Source organism: Paenibacillus sp. FSL L8-0333, assembly GCF_037965665.1.
GTDB classification, from domain to species: domain Bacteria; phylum Bacillota; class Bacilli; order Paenibacillales; family Paenibacillaceae; genus Paenibacillus_AQ; species Paenibacillus_AQ odorifer.
The window spans coordinates 909,899-933,616 of the sequence record NZ_CP150186.1; the positions used below are offsets into that span (position 1 = coordinate 909,899).

General features: G+C 45.4%; 15 protein-coding genes. 10 read left to right on the forward strand and 5 right to left on the reverse strand.

Features of this window, described 5'->3' with window-relative positions:
- Positions 1-36 precede the first annotated feature (36 nt).
- Both NYE72_RS03950 and NYE72_RS03955 read left to right on the forward strand, forming a co-directional pair.
- Positions 37-684 (forward strand): response regulator transcription factor, encoded by a 648-nt coding sequence (locus NYE72_RS03950; RefSeq protein WP_076142146.1) that lies wholly within the window; start codon positions 37-39, stop codon positions 682-684.
- Complete coding sequence (locus NYE72_RS03955) at positions 668-2,077, forward strand: HAMP domain-containing sensor histidine kinase (protein WP_081390173.1); 1,410 nt, start codon at positions 668-670, stop codon at positions 2,075-2,077. Before NYE72_RS03950 ends, NYE72_RS03955 begins: the two co-directional genes overlap by 17 nt.
- Before the next feature lie 193 nt (positions 2,078-2,270).
- Here the strand turns inward: NYE72_RS03955 and NYE72_RS03960 are convergent, their stop codons facing one another.
- From NYE72_RS03960 to NYE72_RS03970, 3 genes are read right to left on the reverse strand one after another with little or no spacing between them, the layout of a single operon-like run.
- On the reverse strand, positions 2,271-3,410 hold the full coding sequence (locus NYE72_RS03960) for a DHHW family protein (protein WP_076142145.1): 1,140 nt from the start codon (positions 3,408-3,410) through the stop codon (positions 2,271-2,273).
- A gap of 20 nt (positions 3,411-3,430) precedes the next feature.
- A complete protein-coding gene (locus NYE72_RS03965; RefSeq protein WP_036684909.1) occupies positions 3,431-4,816 on the reverse strand; it encodes an MBOAT family O-acyltransferase in 1,386 nt (461 codons plus the stop codon).
- 6 nt (positions 4,817-4,822) lie between these two features.
- Positions 4,823-5,323, reverse strand: a complete 501-nt coding sequence (locus NYE72_RS03970) for a DUF4358 domain-containing protein (protein WP_036684911.1) — start codon at positions 5,321-5,323, stop codon at positions 4,823-4,825.
- Positions 5,324-5,550: 227 nt separating this feature from the next.
- Between NYE72_RS03970 and NYE72_RS03975 the strand changes: the two genes are divergently transcribed.
- Both NYE72_RS03975 and NYE72_RS03980 read left to right on the forward strand, forming a co-directional pair.
- The gene (locus tag NYE72_RS03975; protein ID WP_036684913.1) at positions 5,551-5,988 is read left to right on the forward strand and encodes a HEAT repeat domain-containing protein; all 438 of its coding nucleotides are present in this window, start codon (positions 5,551-5,553) and stop codon (positions 5,986-5,988) included.
- A gap of 11 nt (positions 5,989-5,999) precedes the next feature.
- Positions 6,000-6,578, forward strand: a complete 579-nt coding sequence (locus tag NYE72_RS03980) for an SMI1/KNR4 family protein (RefSeq protein WP_076098672.1) — start codon at positions 6,000-6,002, stop codon at positions 6,576-6,578.
- An 88-nt stretch (positions 6,579-6,666) separates the two neighbouring features.
- On the opposite strand, the gene NYE72_RS03985 is transcribed toward NYE72_RS03980, so the two are convergent.
- Positions 6,667-8,262, reverse strand: a complete 1,596-nt coding sequence (locus tag NYE72_RS03985; RefSeq protein ID WP_036684916.1) for an AMP-binding protein — start codon at positions 8,260-8,262, stop codon at positions 6,667-6,669.
- 169 nt (positions 8,263-8,431) lie between these two features.
- Here NYE72_RS03985 and NYE72_RS03990 point away from each other — a divergent pair, with 169 nt between their 5' ends.
- Both NYE72_RS03990 and NYE72_RS03995 read left to right on the forward strand, forming a co-directional pair.
- A complete protein-coding gene (locus tag NYE72_RS03990) occupies positions 8,432-8,953 on the forward strand; it encodes a GNAT family N-acetyltransferase (protein WP_036684918.1) in 522 nt (173 codons plus the stop codon).
- Between the two features lie 186 nt (positions 8,954-9,139).
- Positions 9,140-9,844 (forward strand): hypothetical protein, encoded by a 705-nt coding sequence (locus NYE72_RS03995; RefSeq protein ID WP_036684919.1) that lies wholly within the window; start codon positions 9,140-9,142, stop codon positions 9,842-9,844.
- A gap of 98 nt (positions 9,845-9,942) precedes the next feature.
- Here NYE72_RS03995 and NYE72_RS04000 read toward each other — a convergent pair whose 3' ends face one another.
- On the reverse strand, positions 9,943-10,068 hold the full coding sequence (locus NYE72_RS04000; RefSeq protein WP_051491363.1) for a DUF4023 domain-containing protein: 126 nt from the start codon (positions 10,066-10,068) through the stop codon (positions 9,943-9,945).
- Positions 10,069-10,236: 168 nt separating this feature from the next.
- Between NYE72_RS04000 and NYE72_RS04005 the strand changes: the two genes are divergently transcribed.
- The 4 genes from NYE72_RS04005 to NYE72_RS04020 all read left to right on the forward strand — a co-directional run bounded on the left by NYE72_RS04005 (position 10,237) and on the right by NYE72_RS04020 (position 23,699).
- A complete protein-coding gene (locus tag NYE72_RS04005) occupies positions 10,237-14,583 on the forward strand; it encodes an S-layer homology domain-containing protein (RefSeq protein ID WP_326046160.1) in 4,347 nt (1,448 codons plus the stop codon).
- Between the two features lie 545 nt (positions 14,584-15,128).
- Positions 15,129-20,183 (forward strand): S-layer homology domain-containing protein, encoded by a 5,055-nt coding sequence (locus tag NYE72_RS04010; RefSeq protein ID WP_339211361.1) that lies wholly within the window; start codon positions 15,129-15,131, stop codon positions 20,181-20,183.
- 179 nt (positions 20,184-20,362) lie between these two features.
- A complete protein-coding gene (locus NYE72_RS04015; protein ID WP_038568798.1) occupies positions 20,363-22,186 on the forward strand; it encodes a sensor histidine kinase in 1,824 nt (607 codons plus the stop codon).
- A complete protein-coding gene (locus NYE72_RS04020; protein WP_038568799.1) occupies positions 22,179-23,699 on the forward strand; it encodes a response regulator transcription factor in 1,521 nt (506 codons plus the stop codon). Before NYE72_RS04015 ends, NYE72_RS04020 begins: the two co-directional genes overlap by 8 nt.
- Positions 23,700-23,718: the final 19 nt, after the last annotated feature.

Here is a 23,718-nt window from a genome sequence, read left to right on the forward strand (position 1 = left end):
TTTCTTCTGATAACTACAGCAAGGAGAATCTAAACTTTGAATATCTTAATTGCGGATGATGAGAAACATATGATCACTATATTGAAGACTTATTTTGAAAAAGAAGGCTATAACGTTTGGACAGCTGCGGATGGTGAGGAGGCGCTTGAGCTCTTTTTTTCGAATAGGATCGATCTTGTGGTGCTGGATTGGATGATGCCTAAGCGAAGCGGTCTTGAGGTCTGTAATGAAATCAAGAAGGTCAGTTTGGCTAAAGTTGTAATGCTGACCGCAAGGTCTTCCCATGATGATGAATTCAGTGCCTTGGATATAGGGGCAGATGAATATATAAGAAAACCATTCGACCCACGGATTTTGATGCTTAGAATTAAAAAAATGCTAGGCACCGAAAAAGTGGCTGCGATTAGGGATTTAGAAATCGATTTTGAGCGGAAGAAAGTGTACAAGAATGGGGCCGAACTGGCGTTATATAAAAAAGAATTTGAATTGCTAACCTTCCTGTACGAGCATAAAGGGCGTATTTTATCCAGAGATGCCTTATTGTCTGCGGTTTGGGGAATGGATTATCTGGGCGAAGAAAGAACGGTAGATACGCATATTAAGAGGCTGCGCGATAAGATTGGGGCCGACCACGTGATCACGCATAGGGGAATGGGGTACAGCTTCCATGATAAAAATTCATAAAATAAGTACGAAGTTATTGATCATGGTGAGCATTATTTTGCTGATTGTTTTTGGTACGTCTTATTTCCTGCACAACTATTTCTCAGCAGATTATTACCTATACAAAATGAAAACCAAGATCAACACCATTTATGACGAAGTAAAGGATCTCCGTTTGGATCAACTCATGGAAAATGAAAGCAGGATCGAGAACAATAATAACGTAACGATTGTTAGGGTTGAAAACAGTGGAAGTACAGCAGAAATTAATGAAAATATTCAATTTGCGTTGTTTAAAGATAAGGTGGCACTTAATAAATTTTGGATCACAGATGAGGTATTACAAAAAGTAAGACAAGGCAACACGGTTAATCTTTTATTTAATCAGGGCAAATTGAAATCGAGTCTGTTAACGAAAATATACGAGCAGGATAGCAGTCTGATCCTCATCGGAACTGTGGTTGTGCACAATACAGATGCCTTGACCCTCGTAAATCAATTCAGCTTTTACTCCATTCTATTGGGGATTATTATCAGTTTGCTGTTAGTGGCTTATTTTTCAAAAAAGATCATTACACCGTTAGAACAATTGCAGGATGTCGCAAAGGATATATCCAATCTCGATTTTAAACAAGTGACGATTCAAACGGGGGATGAAATCGAAGAGCTCTCGAAAAGCATCAATCAGATGAGTCAGCGTCTAAAGAGCACCCATGCCAAATTGGAGGAGAAAAATCAAAGTTTAAATACCCTTATCTCAAGCATTTCGCATGAAGTGAAAACACCATTATCCTTAATCCAAGCATATACGATTGGCATTCAGGACGGTCTGGATGATGGCACGTATACGGATATCATTTTGGAGCAAGTGAAGTATACGTCGGATATGGTGGATTATTTAATTAAATTGTCCAAGATCCAGAAGTCAGAAGTGCATAAAGAGCCTTTTGATCTTAAAGAGCTTCTGCTAAAAGTGATCTCACAATATAATATTACGTTAAAAAATAAAAACATAACCTTAATGAGCGACTTTCATTCGCTTGAATCCTCTATCGTTGAAGAAGATATCAGCCAAATCGAGATAGTATTCAACAACTTAATTAGTAATGCCATTAAGTATGGTGAAGAGGATTTTTTTGAAATAAAACTACGGAGTGACACTACGCGTACATTAAAATTTACGATCTCCAATAAAACCACTCGCCTGAAAACGGAGCATTTAGCGTATATCTGGGACCCATTCTATGTAATTGAAGAGTCTCGAAATAAAGAAATCTCCGGTACTGGACTTGGCCTGTCCATCGTCGCGGAGATACTTGCTAAAAACGATCTGAAATACGAGTCCAGATTAGAGGACTCGTATATTAGTTTTAGTATTTGGTTTGAAGTTAAGGAGGGAATTTTGGAACTGTAGGAGCGTTAGCGTTCGCCTGAAAGCTTTCCGAAGGAAAGCTCGCATCGGAAGCATAAGCTGTCTCCGGATGTTATCCGCTGATAGCGGTAAAATCAAAAACATCTGGAGACAACAGCGACCGAAAGTCCAACATTCCCGCAGTTACGCACAACACCATATTAAAGGTCTTTTCACCGCATCCATCGCAATATCATTAATTAAGCTTCAAAAGCGCCGCATTATCAATAAAAGTAGCCGTATTAAAAAGCAGCAAGACATCCTTGATGTCATTTTGAGCCATATAATCACTGATGTTTCCATTATAATAACGGATATCGATCACATGGATTTCAGGCACATGCTGAGTCAGGAAAGGAATAACGCTATGTGCATAGGAGTCTTTGATGACGAGCAGCTTTTCCTGTTTGACCGTTGTTGGATCAAGCTGGCTGGTAATTTTCATGAGCGCATGTACGCCCCCTAAGAAATAAGAGTACTTATCTTTTTTCGCCAGATAACTTGGGTCATACATACTTGTTAAAGTCTCACCGGTATCTTGAATGTACATTTGGGTGGATACCTCATGATTAGGTTTGTACATTTGAATGGAGTCAGGTGTGACCCCGATAAATTGCCCCCGGGTATGATAGCTCCCGAGAAATGAATTACTCACAGTCTGAATCTGGTATTCGCTCCGGGACAGAGGCTGCCAGCCCATGCTTTGAGCATAGGCTACATAAGCTAAGTAGGCACCGTAGGTTGTCCAGTGATGGTCGGTCCGATAGTAAATGGGTTCTGCGGCATGTGGGCTAAGAACATCAAATCCATTTATAAAAGTAAGGCTATCTCCTACATCCTTAGCTATTGTTTGATTCACCTCAGCTTGCGAGTAGACAGGAGCTAACCAGGGTAGACGTTCCTTGTACAAGCCAACCGATGTAGGTGCCAATAAGAAAGTGGTGTTTGCATCAGGATTGTTATCGGCGAAGCGTTTCACAGCTGCTGCATATTGCTGAACTTTAGTGTAATCAGGTGCTGCAAATTTTTCGAAAAGATAGCCGTCTTTTCCCTTATAGATTCCGTTATTCTCTTGCTGCAGCCTCATCTGTTCCACCGCCGATTTCACCCATACCCATTTGGCCCGAAATGGAAAATGATCGGTTACAAAGCTTTCGGCCTCTTCCGCATAGGTGTGGGATAATAAATTGTCCCATGTCAGATGGGGTGCCTTTTGCAAATACCGGTTCTCAAGCTCAGAGAAACGCTGAACAGGCAGTAAGAAAAAAAGGATAGCGACCAGAAATAACGTTGCAGCAAATCCCCCAACCAGGATTCGATCCGTCTTCAGCTTCATAAACAATCACCCCCTAATGGTTAGAATCGGAAATATAAAAATGGATTAAAGGTTGCATCTACTAAGTAGGCTACAGATAGGAAAAATAACACGCCATACCAAACAAGAGCAGGAACCGATCTAGAATCCATCCGCTTGGAGAGCTTCACAGGTGTAGAGGCAAAGGTTAACACCACGAGTAGAATCGCGTTCGTGTAAGTGAAGTATAAAGTGGTATTATTCCATAACGGCTGTCCATTAAAGCCAAGCATCGCTTGTAAGTAGCCAATGACCAGAGGAAGTTCTTCAAAAGCGAATAAGACCCATCCGATGAGTATAAGTACTACAGCATATAAATGTCTTGTCCAACGGGGGAGGTGGCTTAATAGCTTTAATCCCCACCATTTTTCAAAGATAAGAATGACCCCGAAGTATAATCCCCAGAGCAGAAAATTCCAGCTTGCCCCGTGCCAGATACCCGTGAGCAGCCATACGATGAGGATGTTGCGCACTTGAACGCCTAACCCCCGGCGGTTGCCTCCAAGCGGGATGTAGACATAGTCACGAAACCAACTGCTAAGGGAAATATGCCATCTCCGCCAGAAGTCAGTAATACTCTGAGAGATATAAGGTTTGTTGAAGTTCTCGTTAAAGCGGAAGCCGAACATGAGACCGAGACCAATAGCCATATCCGAATACCCGCTGAAGTCAAAATAGATCTGAAAAGCAAACGCAATAATCCCAAGCCAAGCGGTTAAAGCAGGCAGGGAATCTAGGTTGGAGCTGGATATGGTGTGCCAGAGCAGACCGATGTTGTTGGCGAGCAGTACTTTTTTGGCTAATCCGATTATGAATCTCCGTACACCTTCTGCGAACATGGGGATATCGACCGAACGTTCACGTAGTTGCCCGGCAATGGTGTTATATTGAACAATCGGACCTGCTACTAACTGTGGAAACAGCGCTACGAATGTACCGAAATCAATCCAATTGCGTTGTGCTTTCGAAGTTCCTCTATAGACGTCAATAATATAGGACATGGATTGAAAAGTATAAAATGAAATCCCAATAGGTAAAGGTAAATCCGTTAAAGGAATATGTGTACCGAGGAGTCCATTTATATTTTGGATGAGAAAATCTGCGTATTTAAAATACGACAATAAGCCTAGATTAATAATGACAGAACTAACCACAATCCACTTGCGCTGCACCGCAGTCAGCTTTGGTCTGCTGAGCAGTAGACCAAAGCTGTAATCTGTAATGGTGGACAGCAACATGATTACAATGTAGACAGGTTCGCCCCAAGCATAAAAAACCAGGCTGCTTAAAAACAATATGAGGTTTTTGATTCGCCAGGGCGAAACATAATAGAGCGCTAGGACAGCCGGCAGGAATAGGAATAGGAAAAGTAGGCTGCTGAATACCATGGTTATTTATTTTTCTGTGAAGTAAGTATCGAAGTCTGCTACGAGTTTATCTTGATCCGCAGGATCAGCAATAACGAACAGGAAATAGTTACCCTTTTTAATAAGTTTATAGTTCTTGGCATTTTCGTATTGATCAGGCAGATAGGTTTCGAATTGTTTTTGAACATCTGTTGCACGCGCTTTAATGGCATCCTCAACAGTGGTCATATCTTTTACATCTTTAACTTTCAGAACGGCGATTTCGTTAGTTTTCACATTCATCATAGGCATTCTAATGCTATAATCTTCAAGCAATTCTGGGTTGAGATGATATAGCTGTTCGACAGTAGCCGCATCAAGCTCCATTAATGATGGCTGCTCAACTTTGCTCAGCATTTGATCGACCATTTCTTTTGCAGTTAGATTCGTTTCAATGGCAGCTCCATTGTTACTGTTGTTGCTGGAACAGGCGCCAAGCACCACACTTAGTACAATGGTTAACGCTAGCATGAAGGTATGCTTTTTCAACTTAGGTCACTCTCCTTGATGTATTGTCTGAATTTCTCTAGTTACTAACGTATATAGTCGATAGAATGTTGCGCTGGATACTTACTTCGGATACTTTACCCATATTTTTGCGGAAATATGATATTCACATGAATTCATGCAAAGATCTTCCTCTCTTAGCTTGCGCAATGGTTGGTTATACTGTTACTGTAAGATAGATAGTTTTTAATAGAAGGGGATTGAACGGAATGATCGAAGAACTGAACAATGAACTACCGGAGAATTATGAGGAATTAAAGAAAGCTGCCAACCGCTCTGCGGATTGGAGAGCACGTCTAGAAGCAGTTGAAGAGCTGGGACAGACCAACCACAAACAAATTATCGATATCCTGACGCGTTTAATGGAGAGCGATCCTGTATATACAGTTCAAGAAGCTGCTTACCTTAAGCTGAAGGCTTTTGGTGAAGACGTTAAGGTGCCATCGAAGAACAAGCCTGAACTAGTTAAAGGCGTATCCAAGATCCTGCTGAGAATTAAAAAGAGCCTGCCAAGAGATCATTCTTACGAGGACTTCAAAGAGAAGCTGAAGAAGATGAGAGTTGACGTGTACGACGCTTATGAAGGTGAAAAAGGCGCTGACTTCGATACGTGGCTGATGAAGATGTGGACTTCTGCGAATAAGTAAAGGATGACAATATGCACACCAATAAATTGACAGAACAATTTCAAGAATACCTTAAGCTGTCCGCAGAATTACGCCCTGATTATATTGCCAGCTTGGGCAAGGGCGGTAACGAAGCAAAGATTACGGCAGTTTTGCCGGAGACTCCTGAACTGCTGAAAGCTATTTATAGCACTGTCTCAGGGACAAGCAGTGAGGAAGAGGAACCAAGCCTTATCGAATTTATTCCAGGGTACCGCCTGATTCATATGGATGAATATGAAGAGGAGATGAAGGTATTAGCTGGGATATTGGAGGAAAAAGGTCAACATCCTGATGGAGTTATCTTGCCTATCTTAACGAACTATGGCAGTGATTTCATTTGTTATTATAAGTCTGCCGATGGTGTGGAACAGGTATGTGACCTGCTCCATGATTTCGGCGATTTAATCGTGATGTATGATTCGCCCGATAAATTCTTGGAGACCTTATGCGAGTTCTACAAGCAGGAGGTTTATTTCCTGGATGAAGAGGGCTACCTCGATTGCGATTTAGTATTAGAAGGCGAAGTTGGCGCGGCGCTGAACCCGGATGCGAAATATTGGTCCGAGTAACGACCTGATGCCAAATAAACAAGAGCAGCAGTCCATTTATGGACTAGCTGCTCTTTATTTTTTAATAAGGTGAATTCCATGGCTATGTTTATTCCTGCGCAGCTTGGTTCTCTTGCTCACGAAGCTCTACTCGCCGTATTTTACCGGAGGTCGTTTTCGGAAGATCCTGAATAAACTCGATTTTGCGCGGATATTTATAAGGGGCTGTCCACTCTTTAACATGGGATTGCAGCTCTTTTACAAGCTCTGGTGAACCAACAATCTCATCCTTGAGCACGATAAATGCTTTAACAATGTGCCCACGGATCTCGTCTGGACTGGCTACGACCGCACATTCCTTAACGGAGGCATGCTTCATCAATGCTTCTTCTACCTCGAAAGGACCGATAGTGTAACCTGAGCTAATGATAATGTCATCCCCACGGCCCTCGAACCAGAAATAACCATCTTCATCTTTTTTTGCCCGGTCGCCGGTTATGAAGAATTCGCCGTGTGTGGAGCTTTCTTTTCTACCGGGATCTTTGTAATAAGTGTGGAACAGGGCTGGCATACTCAAATGTACGGCAATATCACCAACCACTCCAGCAGGTAGTGGCTTGCCGTCTTCGTCCACAACCTCGACTAAGCCGGGTGCGATTGATTTACCCATAGAACCAATGCGTATTGGAGTATCTTTGAGTGTTCCGATAATTAGGGTGCTTTCCGTCTGGCCGTACCCATCACGGATTGTGATATCGAATTCACGCTGAAAGGTGTTAATGACCTCTTGATTTAATGGCTCTCCGGCAGATACTGCACAACGCAGGGTAGACAAGTCGTAACGACCTAAGTCTTCTGTTTTAGCCATTAGACGATATTCCGTTGGGGTGCAGCATAATACTTGAATTTTGTGATCCTGCAATAGCTGCAAATATTTTTTGGGATGAAAGGATCCACTATATACAAAACCTGTAGCTCCGTTGCCAAGAACGGTTAAGAAGGGACTCCAGATCCACTTTTGCCAGCCGGGAGCTGCTGTTGCCCAGACGGTGTCAGATCCTTGAATATCCAGCCATTGAGGTGAGGTGATCCGCAAGTGAGCATAACCCCAGCCATGACTATGAACGACCGCTTTAGGGTTGCCGGTAGTACCTGAGGTGTAGGCGAGAATAGCCATATCATCCCGGCGGCTTGCGACTGCTGTGAAGGTATCTGGTTGTCCAACCATCAGACTTTCTAGATCCAGCCAGCCTTCACCGAGTTCGTCTGAGCTGCCAGATACGGAAAGACGGTAATCGAGAGCAGGAAGATCCTCTGAGATTTTATTAACTTCCCCGGTTACTTCGGACCAAGCAATAACCGCTCTGGCTTCAGAATGGCGCAGGCGGTAGGATAAATCTTTGGCACGCAGCATTTCTGAGGATGGAATGATGGCAAGTCCTTGTTTCAGACAAGCTAAATAGATGACATAAGCGATGATGCGGCGTGGAACCATAACAAGAACACGATCCCCTTGTTGCAGCCCAAGCTTCGCAAGTCCTCCGGCCAGCCGGTTAGCTTGTTTGCGTAATTCACCGTAAGTAATTTCCTCATAATCTCCTTGCTCATTTAACCACTTAAGCGCAATCTTCTCAGGAGCATGGCTTTCCATTTCCGAAGTGAGATTGTAGAACTCAGGTGCGATCCATTGCTGATTATCCAATATGAACCTCTCCTATATCAAACAAGATGTGTATAACTGTTCTATTTAGTATATCACGTTATCCTAGTACCAGGTACTAGTACCTTGAGTTCTTAATGAATTTCGGGTTAAGATAATATGTGTAAGGTATACTTATAATAGACCACAAATCCAGAAAGTGAGAACTTATGTTATGAATCACACAACTTTTGATGAAATATTCGCTATTATGGAAGCCTCATTTCCTACTTCTGAGATCAGAACCTTTGAGGGACAACAGGAGTTATTGGACGTTCCAGATTATCGTCTCATTACCGAGATGAACTCTGAGGGTAAAATTGTTGCTTTTATGGCCTGCTGGGAGTTTCCCGGCTTTCGTTTTGTAGAACATATAGCAGTCGACCCAAGCATTAGAGGCGGAGGAATTGGCAAAAAGCTGATGACTGAATACATCAGTCTATCTAACAAGCCTGTCCTTTTGGAAGTTGAGCGGCCACTGGGTGAAATGGAGCAGCGGAGAATTGGCTTTTATGAGCGGCTGGGCTTTCATTTGAATCCTTACGATTATGTGCAGCCTCCTTTGCGTGAAGGAAATGAAGACTTACCACTCTTAATTATGACTTACCCTAACCCTGTTGATGAAGAAGAATTCCAACTTTATAGAGAAATTTTATATTCAGAAGTGTATAAGGTTACAACTCCGTATCAAGGTTAAAGCTCTCAGCAATCCGTTAAATCCTTATGGGATAAGCGGGTTGCTGTTTTTTTTATACAAACCAGAGCTCCAGATGAATAGTTTCTTTACAAATTGGGTACAAGTTAAATACAACTTAGAGACATATTCTTTCAAAACTTGAGCTAAAGTAAAAACCGAGATTGATCTTCTAAGGAGGCATAACATATGAAAAGTAAAAAGTTCATTATAGCAACGATGGTATTTGGGATGGCAATCACAGGTTCAGCTGGTGTGTACGCGGGAACTAAGCTGCAAAAAATCACCGCATATCTTAATCACAGCATTGGATTTAAAGTGAATGGTGCAGCTTATACGCCTGTTGATAATAAAGGTAACACATTAGCTCCGATTACTTATAACAATACAACCTATCTTCCTGTACGTGCCTTGGCTGATGTGTTGAAGGTGCCAGTGACTTTTGATGCGGCAGCGAATCAGGTCATTCTGGGTACTGGAACTGTGGTGCCGGATAAAGATACATTAACACCAGTACAGTACAGCAACGCTCAAAAAGAACAAATTTCTAAAGCTTTTGCAAATTTCGATGGGTTTAAAACGGTTTATGCACCAGCACAAATGGTGAGTGGAGACGCTTATCAAAAGGCAGCTAGCTCTGAAGATGGAGTGTACTTTTTGTTCAACCATATGAGGGTGAACGTTTCTCCACGTGACTACTCCTATGATTACAAAGGCGATACCATAAAGCTTTCCAATGGTACAGAAGCTAAGTGGTACAGCCCTACCAGCGATTCATTGTTTTTGACCTATAAACTGGATGATCGTTTTGTGACGATTAGTTCTCCAGACAAGGCTTTGAGCAAGGCGCAATTAGAGAAGGTAGCCGTGAATGTGGTGAAATGGAGTAAATAACTCCTTTAAAAGCAAAGCTCAATTTACAAAAAGTAAAGCAGCAAGTCACTCCGATCCGGGAGGGCTTGCTGCTTTTTTTGTTTTCGTGGAGGCGTGTTCTATTTACTGTGCTGTTTATTAGGCAGCTTTTGGCTTGGTGTTCCTTTACCGTGATTCTGTTTGTTCTTTTCTGCTTTCTTCTGGGTGTCGTGTACTTTGTCTACAAAAGCTTGAGTATCGTCCATGTTTGTCCTCCTTGATCATAACCTTGCCGTTACTGTAACCACTTTTGCCTGATTAAATACACAAGCCGTTTTTACAAACTAGTGGATTAATCCGTACATTGTGAAAATATTTAGTAGTTACTATGAATGGATGCAAGCATTTCATAATAACAGTAAGGGAGACTGATTATGAACAGGTTATTTAAACAAGCAGTATCCATGACACTAGCCTTCGTTATGGTACTGGGACTTACATTTACAGGAATGCCAGCTTTTGCAGAAGACAGCAATGAGGATGCTGGATTACTGCAATTACAAACGCTAGAGCCAATTACACTACTGGCGGGCAATTCTACATGGAAATATCTAGATAACGGAACGGATCAAGGTTCGGTATGGCGGTCTGTTTACGATGATTCTACATGGGCATCAGGCCAAGCGCCGCTTGGTTATAAAGATTCTGGGGCCGGAGTCAGCAGCAAGCAATTTGGTGCTCTGAATACAAATATAAGCTACGGCTCGGATAAAAAGAAGAAATATCGTACTTCCTATTTCCGTACAAATGTAACTGTGAATAAGGAAGAAATTACAAAATCGGATAAAGTATTGGGTAATTTTGCATTTGATGACGGAGTTGTGCTGTATCTGAACGGTGCAGAAATCTACCGCGAGGCTATGCCAGCTGGTGAAATCGACTATCAGACACTTAGTACAACTAATGGCAGTGATCCAAATGAGTATACAAAGGTTGACCTAACGGAAATCGTAAAAGCCAATCTGAAGGATGGAAGTAATGAGCTTTCAGCTGAAGTTCACCAGACGGGAGACACTAGCTCTGACCTTTATTGGGATATGAGCCTGATTGCTTATCCTGTAGTGGAGACAGTAGAACCTGGAGTTGGGAAGCCAGATTCTATCGCAATTACTTTTAATGGCAACCCGCAGACTAGTATGGGATTTAACTGGTATGCACCTGAAAGTGTGACTGGCACCAAACTGGAAGTGGTAGAAGCTTCTAAATTGGAGAATGGCCAGTTTCCAGCGGCAGGAGCTCAATTGTATGAAGGAACATCCGTTACAACTAGTGTGTATATGACAAAAGCGGATAAATCAGCTAAAAAACCACTTGTGCTAACCAGCCATAAGGTAATAGCGGATCATCTGCAGCCGGGCACGGAATATGCTTACCGTGCTGGAGATGGACAAGCTGATAATTGGAGCGACGTAGGAACTTTTAAGACAGAACGTTCCAGCAACCAAGCTTTTAAATTCCTATATACAACGGATTCCCAAGGAACAACTGAAGAAGATTTTGATATCTGGAATCATACCCTTCAAGAAGGATTAGCTAAATTCCCGGAAAGTGAGTTTATTCTGAATTCTGGTGATTTGGTGGATAACGGTGATATTGAGGAGCAATGGGGATGGTTTTTCAATAAGCCTAAGGATATTTTAGCGAATATTCCGTTGGTGCCTTTGGTAGGCAACCATGAAAGCAAAAATTATAGCAATTATAGCTCTCATTTTAACTTGCCGAATGTATCGAATACAGGTGCGAAACCTGATGGTTCTGTATATTCTTTTGACTACGGTTCAGCGCACTTTATGGTAATTAATACAGAATATTATGGTGCAAGCTCGAATCTTGAGAATAACGAAATTTACAATAAACAAGTGGAGTGGCTTCGGAGCGAAGCGGCAAAAAGCAATCAGAAATGGAAGGTTGTGCTTCTGCATAAATCTCCTTATTCCGTTGCCAATCACACCAATGATACAGATGTACTCTTTTACAGAGCGCAATTAACGAAGGTGTTTGATGAGCTTGGTATCGACATGGTAATTGGCGGGCATGACCACACCTTTGCTAGAAGCTATCAGATGTACAACAACAAACCATTGACGGATATTGTTCCGGACTCAAACGGAGTAGTAACTGATCCTAAGGGTACTTTATACCTGATTACAAATGCAGCGGGCAATAAAAAATACAACGTAGCTTCAGGAACATTCCCTTTTGCAGCTAAATACGGACAGCCTGGCAAGGAAATGTTCACGGGGATGACGGTAACGAATGATGAGCTATCTTACGAAGCCTACACCACAACAACTGGTGGTTCTACAGACTCGTATGATAACTACAGCATTCATAAATCGGAAGTAGCAGTTAAACCTGTGCAAAATGCAAAGGCTACTGCAGCAGATGGTGGTAAAATAACGTTGACTTGGGATGCGCCAGCTTCCGGTGCACCAGTGTCTGGATATCGAATTTATGAGCAAAATGATCTGGTATCCGCAAATTGGATGGTCAGTGTTCCTAATGAAGAAGGTAAAACTTCTTATACTTACACTGTAGAAAATACTAATCCAAACCAAACCTATCAATTTGTTATCAAAGCTGTAAGTGAAAGAACAAATTCAGAAGCTGCTATCGCTTCAACGGATTCGATTAAAAAAGTTACAGTTACCTTTAATGGCGATCCAGTGAGTGCAAAAGGATTCACTTGGTACACAGCGTTGAAGTCTACTGGAAACGATCTGCAGGTTGTAGAAAATACGGGCGTTACTCCAGACTTTGCTAAGGCTGCTGAGTTTACAGGACGTTCGGCGGTTTCCAGAAATTCAAAGGATGAATTAGTTCATAAAGCGGAAGCTTCTGGCCTGAAAGCTGATACAAAATACTACTTCCGTGTAGGTGATAAAGCACTAGGCCTGTGGAGTGCAGTGGGAACTTTTGAAACTGCCGCTAAGACAGGAGCATTTACTTTCATCGATTTGGCTGATACACAGGCTAAGACCGAAGATGAAGCGATTCTTTCCGGTGAAACGATGGCAAAAGCACTTACGACGTTCCCGAATGCTGAGTTTGTGGCGATTAACGGAGATATCGTAGATACCGGAACTAATGAATCACAATGGAATTGGTTGCTTGGTCATTCGCAGGGCACCCTGCTTAACACGACCATCGTGCCTGTTGCGGGGAATCATGAGGATAAGGCAAATGCCTTCTATGAGCACTACAATATTAAGGAAGCACCGGGCTCTGCAACAGAAACTGGAGCATATTATTCCTATGACTACAGCAATGCTCACTTTGTAGTCCTAAATACAAATGAGAATTCAGATGAATTTGCTAACTTCAGCCAAGCGCAGTTGGATTGGATGAAGGCTGACGTAAAAGCAGCGAAGGCTGCTGGTGCGAAGTGGATTATCGTAGCTATGCATAAAGGTCCATACACAACCTCTAACCATGCTACTGACAAAGACATTATGGGTACAAATGGAGAAAGAGCGAAGGTTGCTCCAATGATGGCTGAACTGGGCATTGACTTGGTTCTTCAAGGACACGACCATATTTATGCCCGGACCAAGCCAATTAAAGCTGATGGAACTGCGGCAGACACAGTGAAGATCAAGGAAAGCTTCAATGGTCAAACTGTAGAGTACACAGTAAATCCAGATGGAACGGTTTATCTGATCCCAGCTACAGCGGGAGCGAAGGTTTACTACAAGAACATGAAACCAGAATTGGGAGATGCGTATTATAATCTCTTCGAAGTAGCAAATGAGAATACAGCAGCTAAATACGGACCGGACCCAAGTGATGCTACGCGTCCAAAACGCGGTCAAGTTCAGACCTTTGTAGGTATTACTGTAGATGCTGGCAAATTAACAGCTGTATCTTATGAGATCGATCAGAATATTAATGATGCTAAACCATACGTTCTGGAAGAGTTCGGTATTATTAAGGAAGCAGATCCTGAAGTAAACCCAACACCAGAACCTACAACAACGCCGACAACGGAACCGACAACAGCACCAACAACGGAACCGACAACGGCGCCAACGACAGCACCAACAGCAGCACCAACAACAGGATCATCAACAGGTCCAGTGGCAACAACAAAACCGACAGCAACACCAACGCCAACAGTAGCACCAACAGCTACACCAGCACCAACAACGGTGCCTACACCATCTGCAACGCCAGTAGTCAAACCATCATTGACGGATACTGGCAGCCATTGGGCAGCAGCGGCTATTGAGAAGGCAGTAGCAGGAGGCTTCGTTAGCGGTTATCCGGATAATACTTTCCGTCCTAATCAGAAAGTAAATCGGGTTGAATTTATCACTATGCTGGCTCGTGCCCTGCAATTGCCGGACAGTGGTAACACTTCAAGCTTTAAGGATTCAGCGAAGATTCCGGCATGGGCTAAGTCCTTTGTAGCTCAGGCAGTAGCTTTGCAAATTATCAGCGGCTATGACGATGGTACCTTCCGTCCTACGCAGGAGCTTACTCGCACTGAATTAGCAGTTATGGTTGTTAGGGCTCTGGGCATTACAGTAGATCCAAAAGCGACCTTAACCTTCAATGATGCTAAGGATGTACCCGCATGGGCAGTACCATATATTGCGGCAGCAGCAGACGCGGGCATTGTGAATGGCATAGGACAAAACCGTTTCGCACCTAACCAGGTAGCGTCCCGGGCCGAAGCAGTAACAATCATTCTGAACTTGCTTGAGAAGCAAGGAAAGTAACTAAATCGGATGGTTTGAAAAAAGATTGCCTCAAGGTCATCGTTGATGACGGAGAGACAATCTTTTTTTCGTAGCTGGGTAGTCTGAGGGAGGGCGGCGATACGGCGGAGTGGCGTGAAAGAGGGGCAAAAGTGCCTCTGATTTGAGCGAATACGGCGGAGTGGCGGAGATAAGAGGCAAAAGAGGCCACGCTTCTTTATCCTCTTTATATTTTCAACCAACATATGTTTAACGACCCACTCATTGCCAGGATATCGATCCCTGCTGGCGCGATAATCTTTAATTTATCCAGCATATCTTTAATTTTGCGGCTATTTGTAAGGAAAGATCTGGGTTAGATTAGGGTGGACTAATCAAAGTAAGACAGGAGGGTTGCCGACAAATATGAATGCGCTTGCACATATGTGGTTGGATACAGAATGTGCAGGCAGAAGAGGGACGGGATAACAGAAGTAATCTACTTGCTGTTCGGCGACATAGACAGCACACATTACGCTTCATGGATGAGAGTAACCGAAACAACTACAGGACGAGGAGAGTGGAAAATGAACCTTCACACCGGTAAAAAGGCGCGTCGTAAGCTGACATCAGCTGTTCTGGCGGCAGCTTTGCTAGTTTCAGGACTTCCCCTAACGGCTTACGCCGGCGATACGTGGCCTTTTACAGGAGACAGTGCGCCGGGTGCCAATCAGCCTAATGTACATGGATATACGAGCAGCCATATTGCGAACTGGAGTCCGGCAACTGATCCGGATGCAGAGCTGTTGAGATCGCGGGTGCCGCTGCAGAAGCGGAATGCCCCATTTGCTGCAACCCAAGCTAACCCAGCGCTTAGCGCAGATACACAGATGATCAACGTTGCTGGCGACTACGGGAATGCTTTTATTGAGAACGCGCCGTATACGAACAAGTTTGCGCAGTATCATTTTAACTTTTGGCAATATATCGATTACTACTCCTATTGGCACGGTACAGCAACTGCGTACACCCCGCCGGATTATTATGATGAATTGGCCCAGAAGGACTGGCAGCAAAAATGGTTCGAATTCGGCATGTTGAACATCCCGAACCCTACCTACACCGATGCAGCGCATAAGAACGGCGTGCTGTCATTGGCGGGAATCTTTTTTTCCAATAATGACCGTGGACAGCAGACGTACAAACAAATGATAGTTAAAGACGAGAATGGTAATTTTCCGGTGGCGGATAAACTGATCGAGATGGCCGGGTATTTCGGGTTTGACGGTTATTTTGTAAATCAGGAAGAGATGAATCCGAATGTAGCGACCCAGGATATCCCCGATTACATCGCTTTTATGAAGGTGCTGCAAGAGGGCGGCCTGTATGTACAGTGGTACGACTCGCTGAACACCAATACCGGTGCTAATACGTTCGCCCGGACGATTAATGATACCAATATCTCCTTTTTAGTGGATAAAAGCACCAAGGAACCCGTCTCCAATTCGTTTTTCTTCGACTACGGGGCTGGCAATACACAGATTACCAATGCGGCTAATTACTTAAGCAATCTGAATACCAGTCTGGGAACAAGCTACAACTTGTTTGAAGTTGGTTTTGCAGGGCTGGAAGCGGGCCGCGACCGGTTTAAGTCCGTTAACGGAACAGCGTTGATGAACAAGCTGGACAGCAATGGCTTGCCACGGCTCAGCTTGGCTACACTCGGTGCGGACTTTGTTCATGCCGGTCTGGATGAGGACATGAACCTGTCTTACCCGGTCTCGCACAGATCCGAAAATGACTACCAATGGATGACAAAACTGCGTGAGCAGCTATGGTGGTCAGGCCCGAACGTGGACCCTAAGAATACGGTCAAATCGGCAACCAATACCGTGTCCGATGTTTATGCCGACAACCGTTACTGGCCGGGAATCTCCTCCGTCATTGCGGAGCGTTCGGTAATTAAGGACAAGAACTTTTACACCAATTTTAACACTGGACAGGGCTTGTCCTATTCCGTGAACGGTGAAGTATCGAACCCGGATGAGTGGTCTAATATGAGCCTGCAGGATATCCCAGTGACTTGGCAGTGGTGGCAGGATACTGCTGGCAATAAGCTTACTGTAGATTTTGATTATGGACCGGAGTACAACCTTGCGGGTACAAACCGTTACAACTATGAGCACATCGGTGCGTATAACGGTGGCAGTTCACTGGTGGTGAACGGCAATCTGAATGCGAAGAACTTCTTGCGTCTGTACAAAACAGAGCTGGAGGTCAACGGCAACTCCAAGCTGTCGATCAGCTTCAACAAGCCATCTGCCACGGATGCTTCGGCGATGGAAGTGGGACTCATCCTGGCTGATGATCCGAATACCGTAGTAGAGGTCGCTATTCCAAACAGTGGTCAACACTCGGAAGGTTGGGTGACAAAGGAGCTGGACTTGAGTGCATACGCAGGTCATAATATTGCAGCTCTTGGACTGGTCTTTGATCCCGGGCAAGGAACAGCGTCCACCTACCAGATGAACGTCGGACAGCTGCGCGTTTATGACGGGTCTGCTGTAAAGCCCGCAGCTCCTGCGGAATTAGCAGTTGCGGAAGCTTTTACAGATACAGGTGAAATGGTTGTGAAGTGGAAGCTAGATCCCGATTACACTAAGATCAAGCAATATAATGTGTACGTGAATGATGTATTTATGGGCGGCAAATACGATGAGGTGTTCTATCTGAAGCATCTCCCGGTGAAATCCGGAACCCTTAAAGTGGTTGCAGTGGGTGCGGATGGAGTGGAGGGTGAAGCGGCAACGCTGGCTTTTGATCTGGATGCGGCGGTTTCCGGAGTGAAGGTGGATTCAAGTGCGGACGGAGAGTTGAATGTGAACTGGACGAACTCCGCTCAAGCTTCCGATGACATTACCGTTCGAGTGCAGTCCTTGAATTGGATTACGACATCCGAACCGGTGTCACAGCAAGTGGTTGTCCCGGCAGGTGCAAGCACTGCGCTGTTCACGGGGATGCCGGTAAACGGCGATGATTACATTGTCACCGTTACCGCAGGCAACACCGATCCAGTCTCGGTCAGCGGCCGGTTCATCGACACGGTCGCGGAACCTTACGCGGAAGAATGGTCCTGGACGGACGGCAAGCTGAATCTGCCGATGCCGAATACCAGAGACTGGCGGTATATGTATGTGTATGAAGATGGGAATCCGAAATCTTTTGCCACAACGTATAGCTCTGGCAATAAGCCGATGATTATCCGTGGACGGACAACTAAGGCGAGCTTAAGCTTTACCTCGACGGCAAAAGTTGTGCATGTGGTGATGGAGGATTATGCAGGCAACCGCTCCAAACCGGTCTATCTGAAAGGCAGCTATCCCGTTCTCTTTGATGCTAATGGGGGTGAACCAGCAAATACTGTGGCCGAGGCTGTGTATGGCACTTTGCTCTTGGAGCCTACGGGCATTGCCAGAGAGGGCTATGACCTGGAAGGCTGGTACGTTGGAGAAGGAGAAGGTGCGCGAAGATGGAATTTTGCCGAAGATCTAATAACCGGTGAACTGAACTTACAGGCGAAGTGGGCCTTGCAAGCTCCAAAGGTGCAGATCGTAGGGGAAGGATCCTTCCGTGAAAATACGTCCGCGACACTAACGGCAGTTGCCACTGGCGCAGGGCAGCTGACTTATGCCTGGTATGCGGACACAGGCAGCGGTTATGGAGATGCGTTGGGAATGTCCGCCTTCTATACTATCCCTGCTTTGACTACCGGGATGAATGGCAATAAGTACAAGGTCATCGTTACCAATGAATCTGGTGACAGCAGTGAAGCAGAGTACACACTTAACGTAACTCCGGCTGAAGCACCATGGGAAGCGCCTGATTTCATAACCGATCTTCCATCTGCACTTGATGTCATTACCGGTGAAGAGGTGAAGCTGTTCGTACAGATCCGCGGGGATGTGGAATCGATTCACTGGGAGACGAAGGCAGCAACCGCAGAGGAATGGACTGTGGCGGAGAGCGTGACTTCGGCGGTATACGCATTTACTGCTTCTGAAGCAGACAGCGGTACGCAGTTCCGTGTGGTTCTGACTGGAAAAGAGGGAACGGAGCCTTCAACAAGAACCGGTAATGAACTTACGGTGACAGTACATCCGGCACCCGATGCGCCAATTATCACCGCTTATAGCGTAGATAAGAATCCGGCAGCTGTAGGTGATAAGGTGTCTTTTGCAGTAGTGGCTTCTACAGTTTATGGCGAGTTAAGCTACCAATGGTTGAAAGACGGGCAGGCCATTGAAGGCGCTGTGGAGCGTAACTATACAATTGCTTCTGCAAAAGAAACAGACAGCGGCGAATACACGGCCGTAGTCACCAACACCAAAATACTGAATGGCCGCCCTTATACGGCTGTTCAAAAGAGCGGGATTATTGATTTCGAGGTCCACAATACTCCTGTATCTACACCGCAGCCGACATCGGCTCCAGGGACAGGTACAGGAACTGGCGGAACGACTTCAGCAGCGACAGCAACGCCGCTTCCAAGTCCGACTAGTGCAACATTGACTGTTCCAGCAAGTGTACTCAGTACATCTACTGAGAACGGCAAAGTGACGGTAAATGTGCCGGCAGGCGTTACAGCTATCGAGCTGCCTGTGAATGCAGGTGAATTGCTAGGGATCCGTCAACTTGAATTGGCCGCCTCGGGAACCACACTTGGTATTGCGCCAGAATTGCTGGTGCAATTGAAGGCGCTGCTTAATGAAGCTCAAGCTTCAGGCAGCAAGATTCAGGTGAAGCTCAGCCCGGAAACTTTGAACATGAGCACACTGAAAGCAGAGCGTGGGGTGGTCTTGCGGGGTACGGGGATGACGTTTGATCTGAGCATCATCGCGGGGAATGGTACATCTAACCGTCTTCCAAGCTTCAGCAAACCAGTAACCATACAATGGAGTGCAGCAAATACGGATTATAATACTAATTTGCTTGGTTTATATGCTATTGCTGAAGGGGGTTCGCTTACCTATCTCGGCGGAGTATACGCGAATGGCTTCCTGCTAGGAGAGTTTAGCGGAACAGGCAGGCTGGCTGTGCTGGAGTACAATAAATCCTTCGCTGACGTTCCGTCTACCCATTGGGCTGCGGACACTATCCGCCAGCTGGCGGCTAAACATCTGATACAAGGCACTTCCGAAAATGGATTTGAGCCCGCCCGCAGTATTACAAGAGCGGAATTTGTGAAGCTGCTGGCTGGCGTGCTGGGACTGCAAGCTCAGGCGGAATTGAAATTTAGTGATGTGCCATCTGGTGTATGGTATGAGCAAGACCTGGCGCGTCTGGTCCGGGCAGGTATTGTAGGCGGGCGCACTGCTGAACACTTCGATCCGAGTGCGAACATCAGCCGCCAGGAGATTGTGACTATGCTAATGCGTGCCTATGTACTGGAGCATGGAGCGCTTCAGTCTTCAGCCCCGGCAACATTCACCGATTCCGGTGAGGTAGCAGCCTGGGCGGCAGACAGCGTGAATGCTGCGTCATCACTGGGTCTGGTGAATGGCCGCACGGACGGGAATTTTGTACCCGGTGGCTTGGCGACCCGTGCCGAGGCTGCGCAGTTCATCTTGAATTACATCCGGTAGATTATATAGTCCCACCCCGGTCTGCCCAAGGAGCCCTTTGCTCCATGGGCAGACTGTCTTTGCTTAGCGGAGGAATGCAAGCTTTTACCAGCCACAGGCAGGAAGCACCTCATGCTATACTTTATTCATAATGACAAGCAGCGAAGCTTAGGCTTCCCCCCTGCTGTAGGAGGTTGCTGATGTTTCCGGGGAAATTGTACAGAAAGTATCTGAAGAATAATCTGTTTATGAAAATCATCCTGCTCTTCTCAGTCATTGCCGTGGTCACCATTATCACCTTCTCTTACCTGATGTTCTTGCTCATGTCTCAGGCCGTAGTGCAGCGGCAGATGGAGATTCAGAAACGTACCGTGGAGAGCATCAACAGCTATATTGAGCAGAAATATGACTCTGTACAGTCTATGATGCGGGACGTGTACCGGGACACGGAGCTGACTGCTAATACGTCGTATTTGCTGGAGCACCCGTATGAAGATTACGTGAGGTACCGGCTGGATCGGTATTTCAACGAAAGTAATGCTACGACGGATACCGTGCAGTTTTTTCGCAATCAAGTTGAAGATGATTCTGATATCCGCAGTTTAATGCTCTACAGTGCAGCTGAGCAGCAGTTGTATGTCTATAACGACCAAGGCAAATTTCAGATTATTTCCACTAATGCAGCCCATTCTTTTGTACCGGATGCGCTGTATCTGGAGGAGGAAGGCAGTGTCACCGCTCCAAACACTTGGGTCAGTCAGGCGATCTCATCTCCGGAGGGGCCGATGTTTACGGTTCGTACCCCGGTCAATAACAAGATATCACTGCGCAACATTGGTCAGCTTCTAGTCTATTTTGATGCCAGCGAGGTCTGGGGGAGTATGGGCAATTATAAGGATGACTTCAAGGGAAAGATTCTGGTGCTGGCAGCGGATGGGGATGTGTTATTTGATACCTCGGGCACTTATTATGGAAAGCGCTATCCTTATCCCGAGCAGATGAATTCCGCCTATACAGATGGTGAAGAAGTTGGCGGGATGATCATTACTAAGCAGACTCATACCCAAGGCGGATTTACTGTGTTGAGTGCTGTGCCTAAGCAGGAATTAGCCGCCACCTATAGGGGATTGCGGAACATGATCTTCATTATCTGCTTGATCTGCCTGTTGTTTGCGATTATTACGCCCACTTTATTTATCAATAATTTTGCCAGACGGACTCATAAAATTATCAAGTTCACCCGCAAAGTGAAAAACGGTGACCTGGATGCCCGGATTACCGATGTCAGAGAAGACGAGCTGGGGCAGATCTCCAAGAGCTTCAACGACATGCTGGATGAGCTGAATCTTCATATAGACCGTGTGTTCAAGGCTGAAATCAAGCAAAAACATACCGAAATTGCCGCGCTTGAAGCCAGGGTAAACCCACATTTTCTCTACAATACCTTAGAGGTGATCCGGATGAGGGCCATCTCTCAAGGAGCTTCAGATGTCGGGGAGATGATCTACAGCTTGTCGGTGTTGTTCAAAAGCTATGTTCACCAGAAACCCAAGCATACGATGAAGGATGAACTAGAGGCCTGCCGTTTATATCTGGAGCTGTTCCGTATCCGTTATAAGGATAAATTCTCTTATACAATGGAATGCGGGAAAGAGCTTACCGGAAGAGTTGTACTCAAAATGTCGCTGCAGCCCATCATTGAAAATTACATTCTACATGGGATGCGCGTGGACAAGAATGATAATCACATCAGTGTGGTTGTGGCCAAGGATGGCAAATATTTGCGTGCGGTAGTTACAGACAATGGGCGGGGGATTGCCCCGGACAGATTGGTCCAGCTCAAAGAAGGTCTTTTGCAGCCAGATGAACAATCGGAATCATTCGGCCTGCGCAGTATTCATGAACGTTTGAAGCTGCTTTATGGCAGTGAGTATGGCATTGAATTACAAAGCGAAGCGGGTACCGGCACAACCGTGACTGTGTATTTTCCCGATCTGGGAGAGGATGATCCAAACCATGTATAAAATATTCATTGTGGACGACGAGCCTTTTATTATCGAAGGATTATATGACATTGTGGATTGGGCAGCACTGGGGATGGAGATTGTCGGCCACGCCGAGAACGGCCAGGAAGCGCTGGAGTCGTTGCGTTTTGTCCCAGCAGATATTCTGATCACGGATATTTCCATGCCGCTGATGAACGGACTGGATCTGATCCGGGCTGTGCGGGAGATTCAACCGGAGATCAAAGTTGTTATCCTCAGTGGTTATGATGAATTTGGATATCTTAAGGAAGGAATGGCGCTCGGCATTGAAAATTATCTGCTCAAGCCTATTAATTTGCAAGAGTTCCGGGCAACATTAGTAACTGCCGCCGAGAAGCTGGGTGTCTCCCGCCAAGAGAGTCAATTCAATGCGCATAGTATTTCCATTCTGCGCGATAATGTGATGTACCGTTGGCTGCGGTGCCAGATTGGGCCGAAGGAATTCAGCGAACGGACTGATTTTCTGGGACTTAGACTAGATAAGCCGCTGGTGCAGGTAGCTCTGCTTCGCCCTGAACAGGACGCTGCCGAGCTATTCCAAGCGGTGGAAGAGGTTGTAGGCAGTAACCCGTCTTTGATTGCATTCCGGGATATGGATGGAGATACCGTGCTGCTGCATCTGCTTAGTGAGTATCAGCAGGGCAAAGAAGCGGTGGAGAGGCTTCATGCGCAGCTGCTGTTATCCCTAACTGGCGGTCCGCCAATGCGTCTCTCCGTAGGAACGGTGGAGGAGATGGAGGAGGCTGCGGCTCAGAGTTATGCCCATGCAAAGATGACTCAGGAATATTTCATGCTGTTCCCAGAACGGAATCTGCTGCATTATGAGGAAGTTCAGGACAGGCATGAGGTTGCTGTCCAAGGTATGCCGCTGAATTGGGAAGATGATTTCAAGCTGATTATGGCGAAGGATAAGGAAGCGCTGCTGGTGCGGATTCAGGATCATTTTGAGCAGCTGCGGCAAATGGAGGGGATTACACCTGTGCTGCTGCAAGGCATTGCCATGGAATGGTTGATCCGCTTCAAGATGCAGCTGCAGGAGATCCGTCATGTGGAAGAACCGGAGCTTTTCGCAGACGGTTTTGGCCTCATTCGCTCCACAGTTTCCATAAATGAACTAACTCAGATTATTCAGGAAGCCGCTACCATTACGGTAGACGCCTTAGTTCGGGACGTAAAGAGTCCAGTCGTGCAGCAGGTGCTGAATTATATCCATGAGTCCTACAATGAAGATGTGTCACTGAAGACCCTCGGTGCCCAATACCATATTCACCCGGTGTATTTGGGACAGCTGTTTCATAAAGAGGTGAATGAGTCATTCACCGAATATATCAATAAATACCGGATTGAGAAGGCGAAGGAGCTGTTGCGGAATACCTCACTTAAAGTTCATGAAATCGCTCTCAAAGTAGGTTATTGGGAGACTGGATATTTTTACAAACAATTTAAGAAGCATGTCGGGATATCTCCTACGGAGTACAAAGGGCTTGTCTAGCGGACCCCCGCTGCAAGCT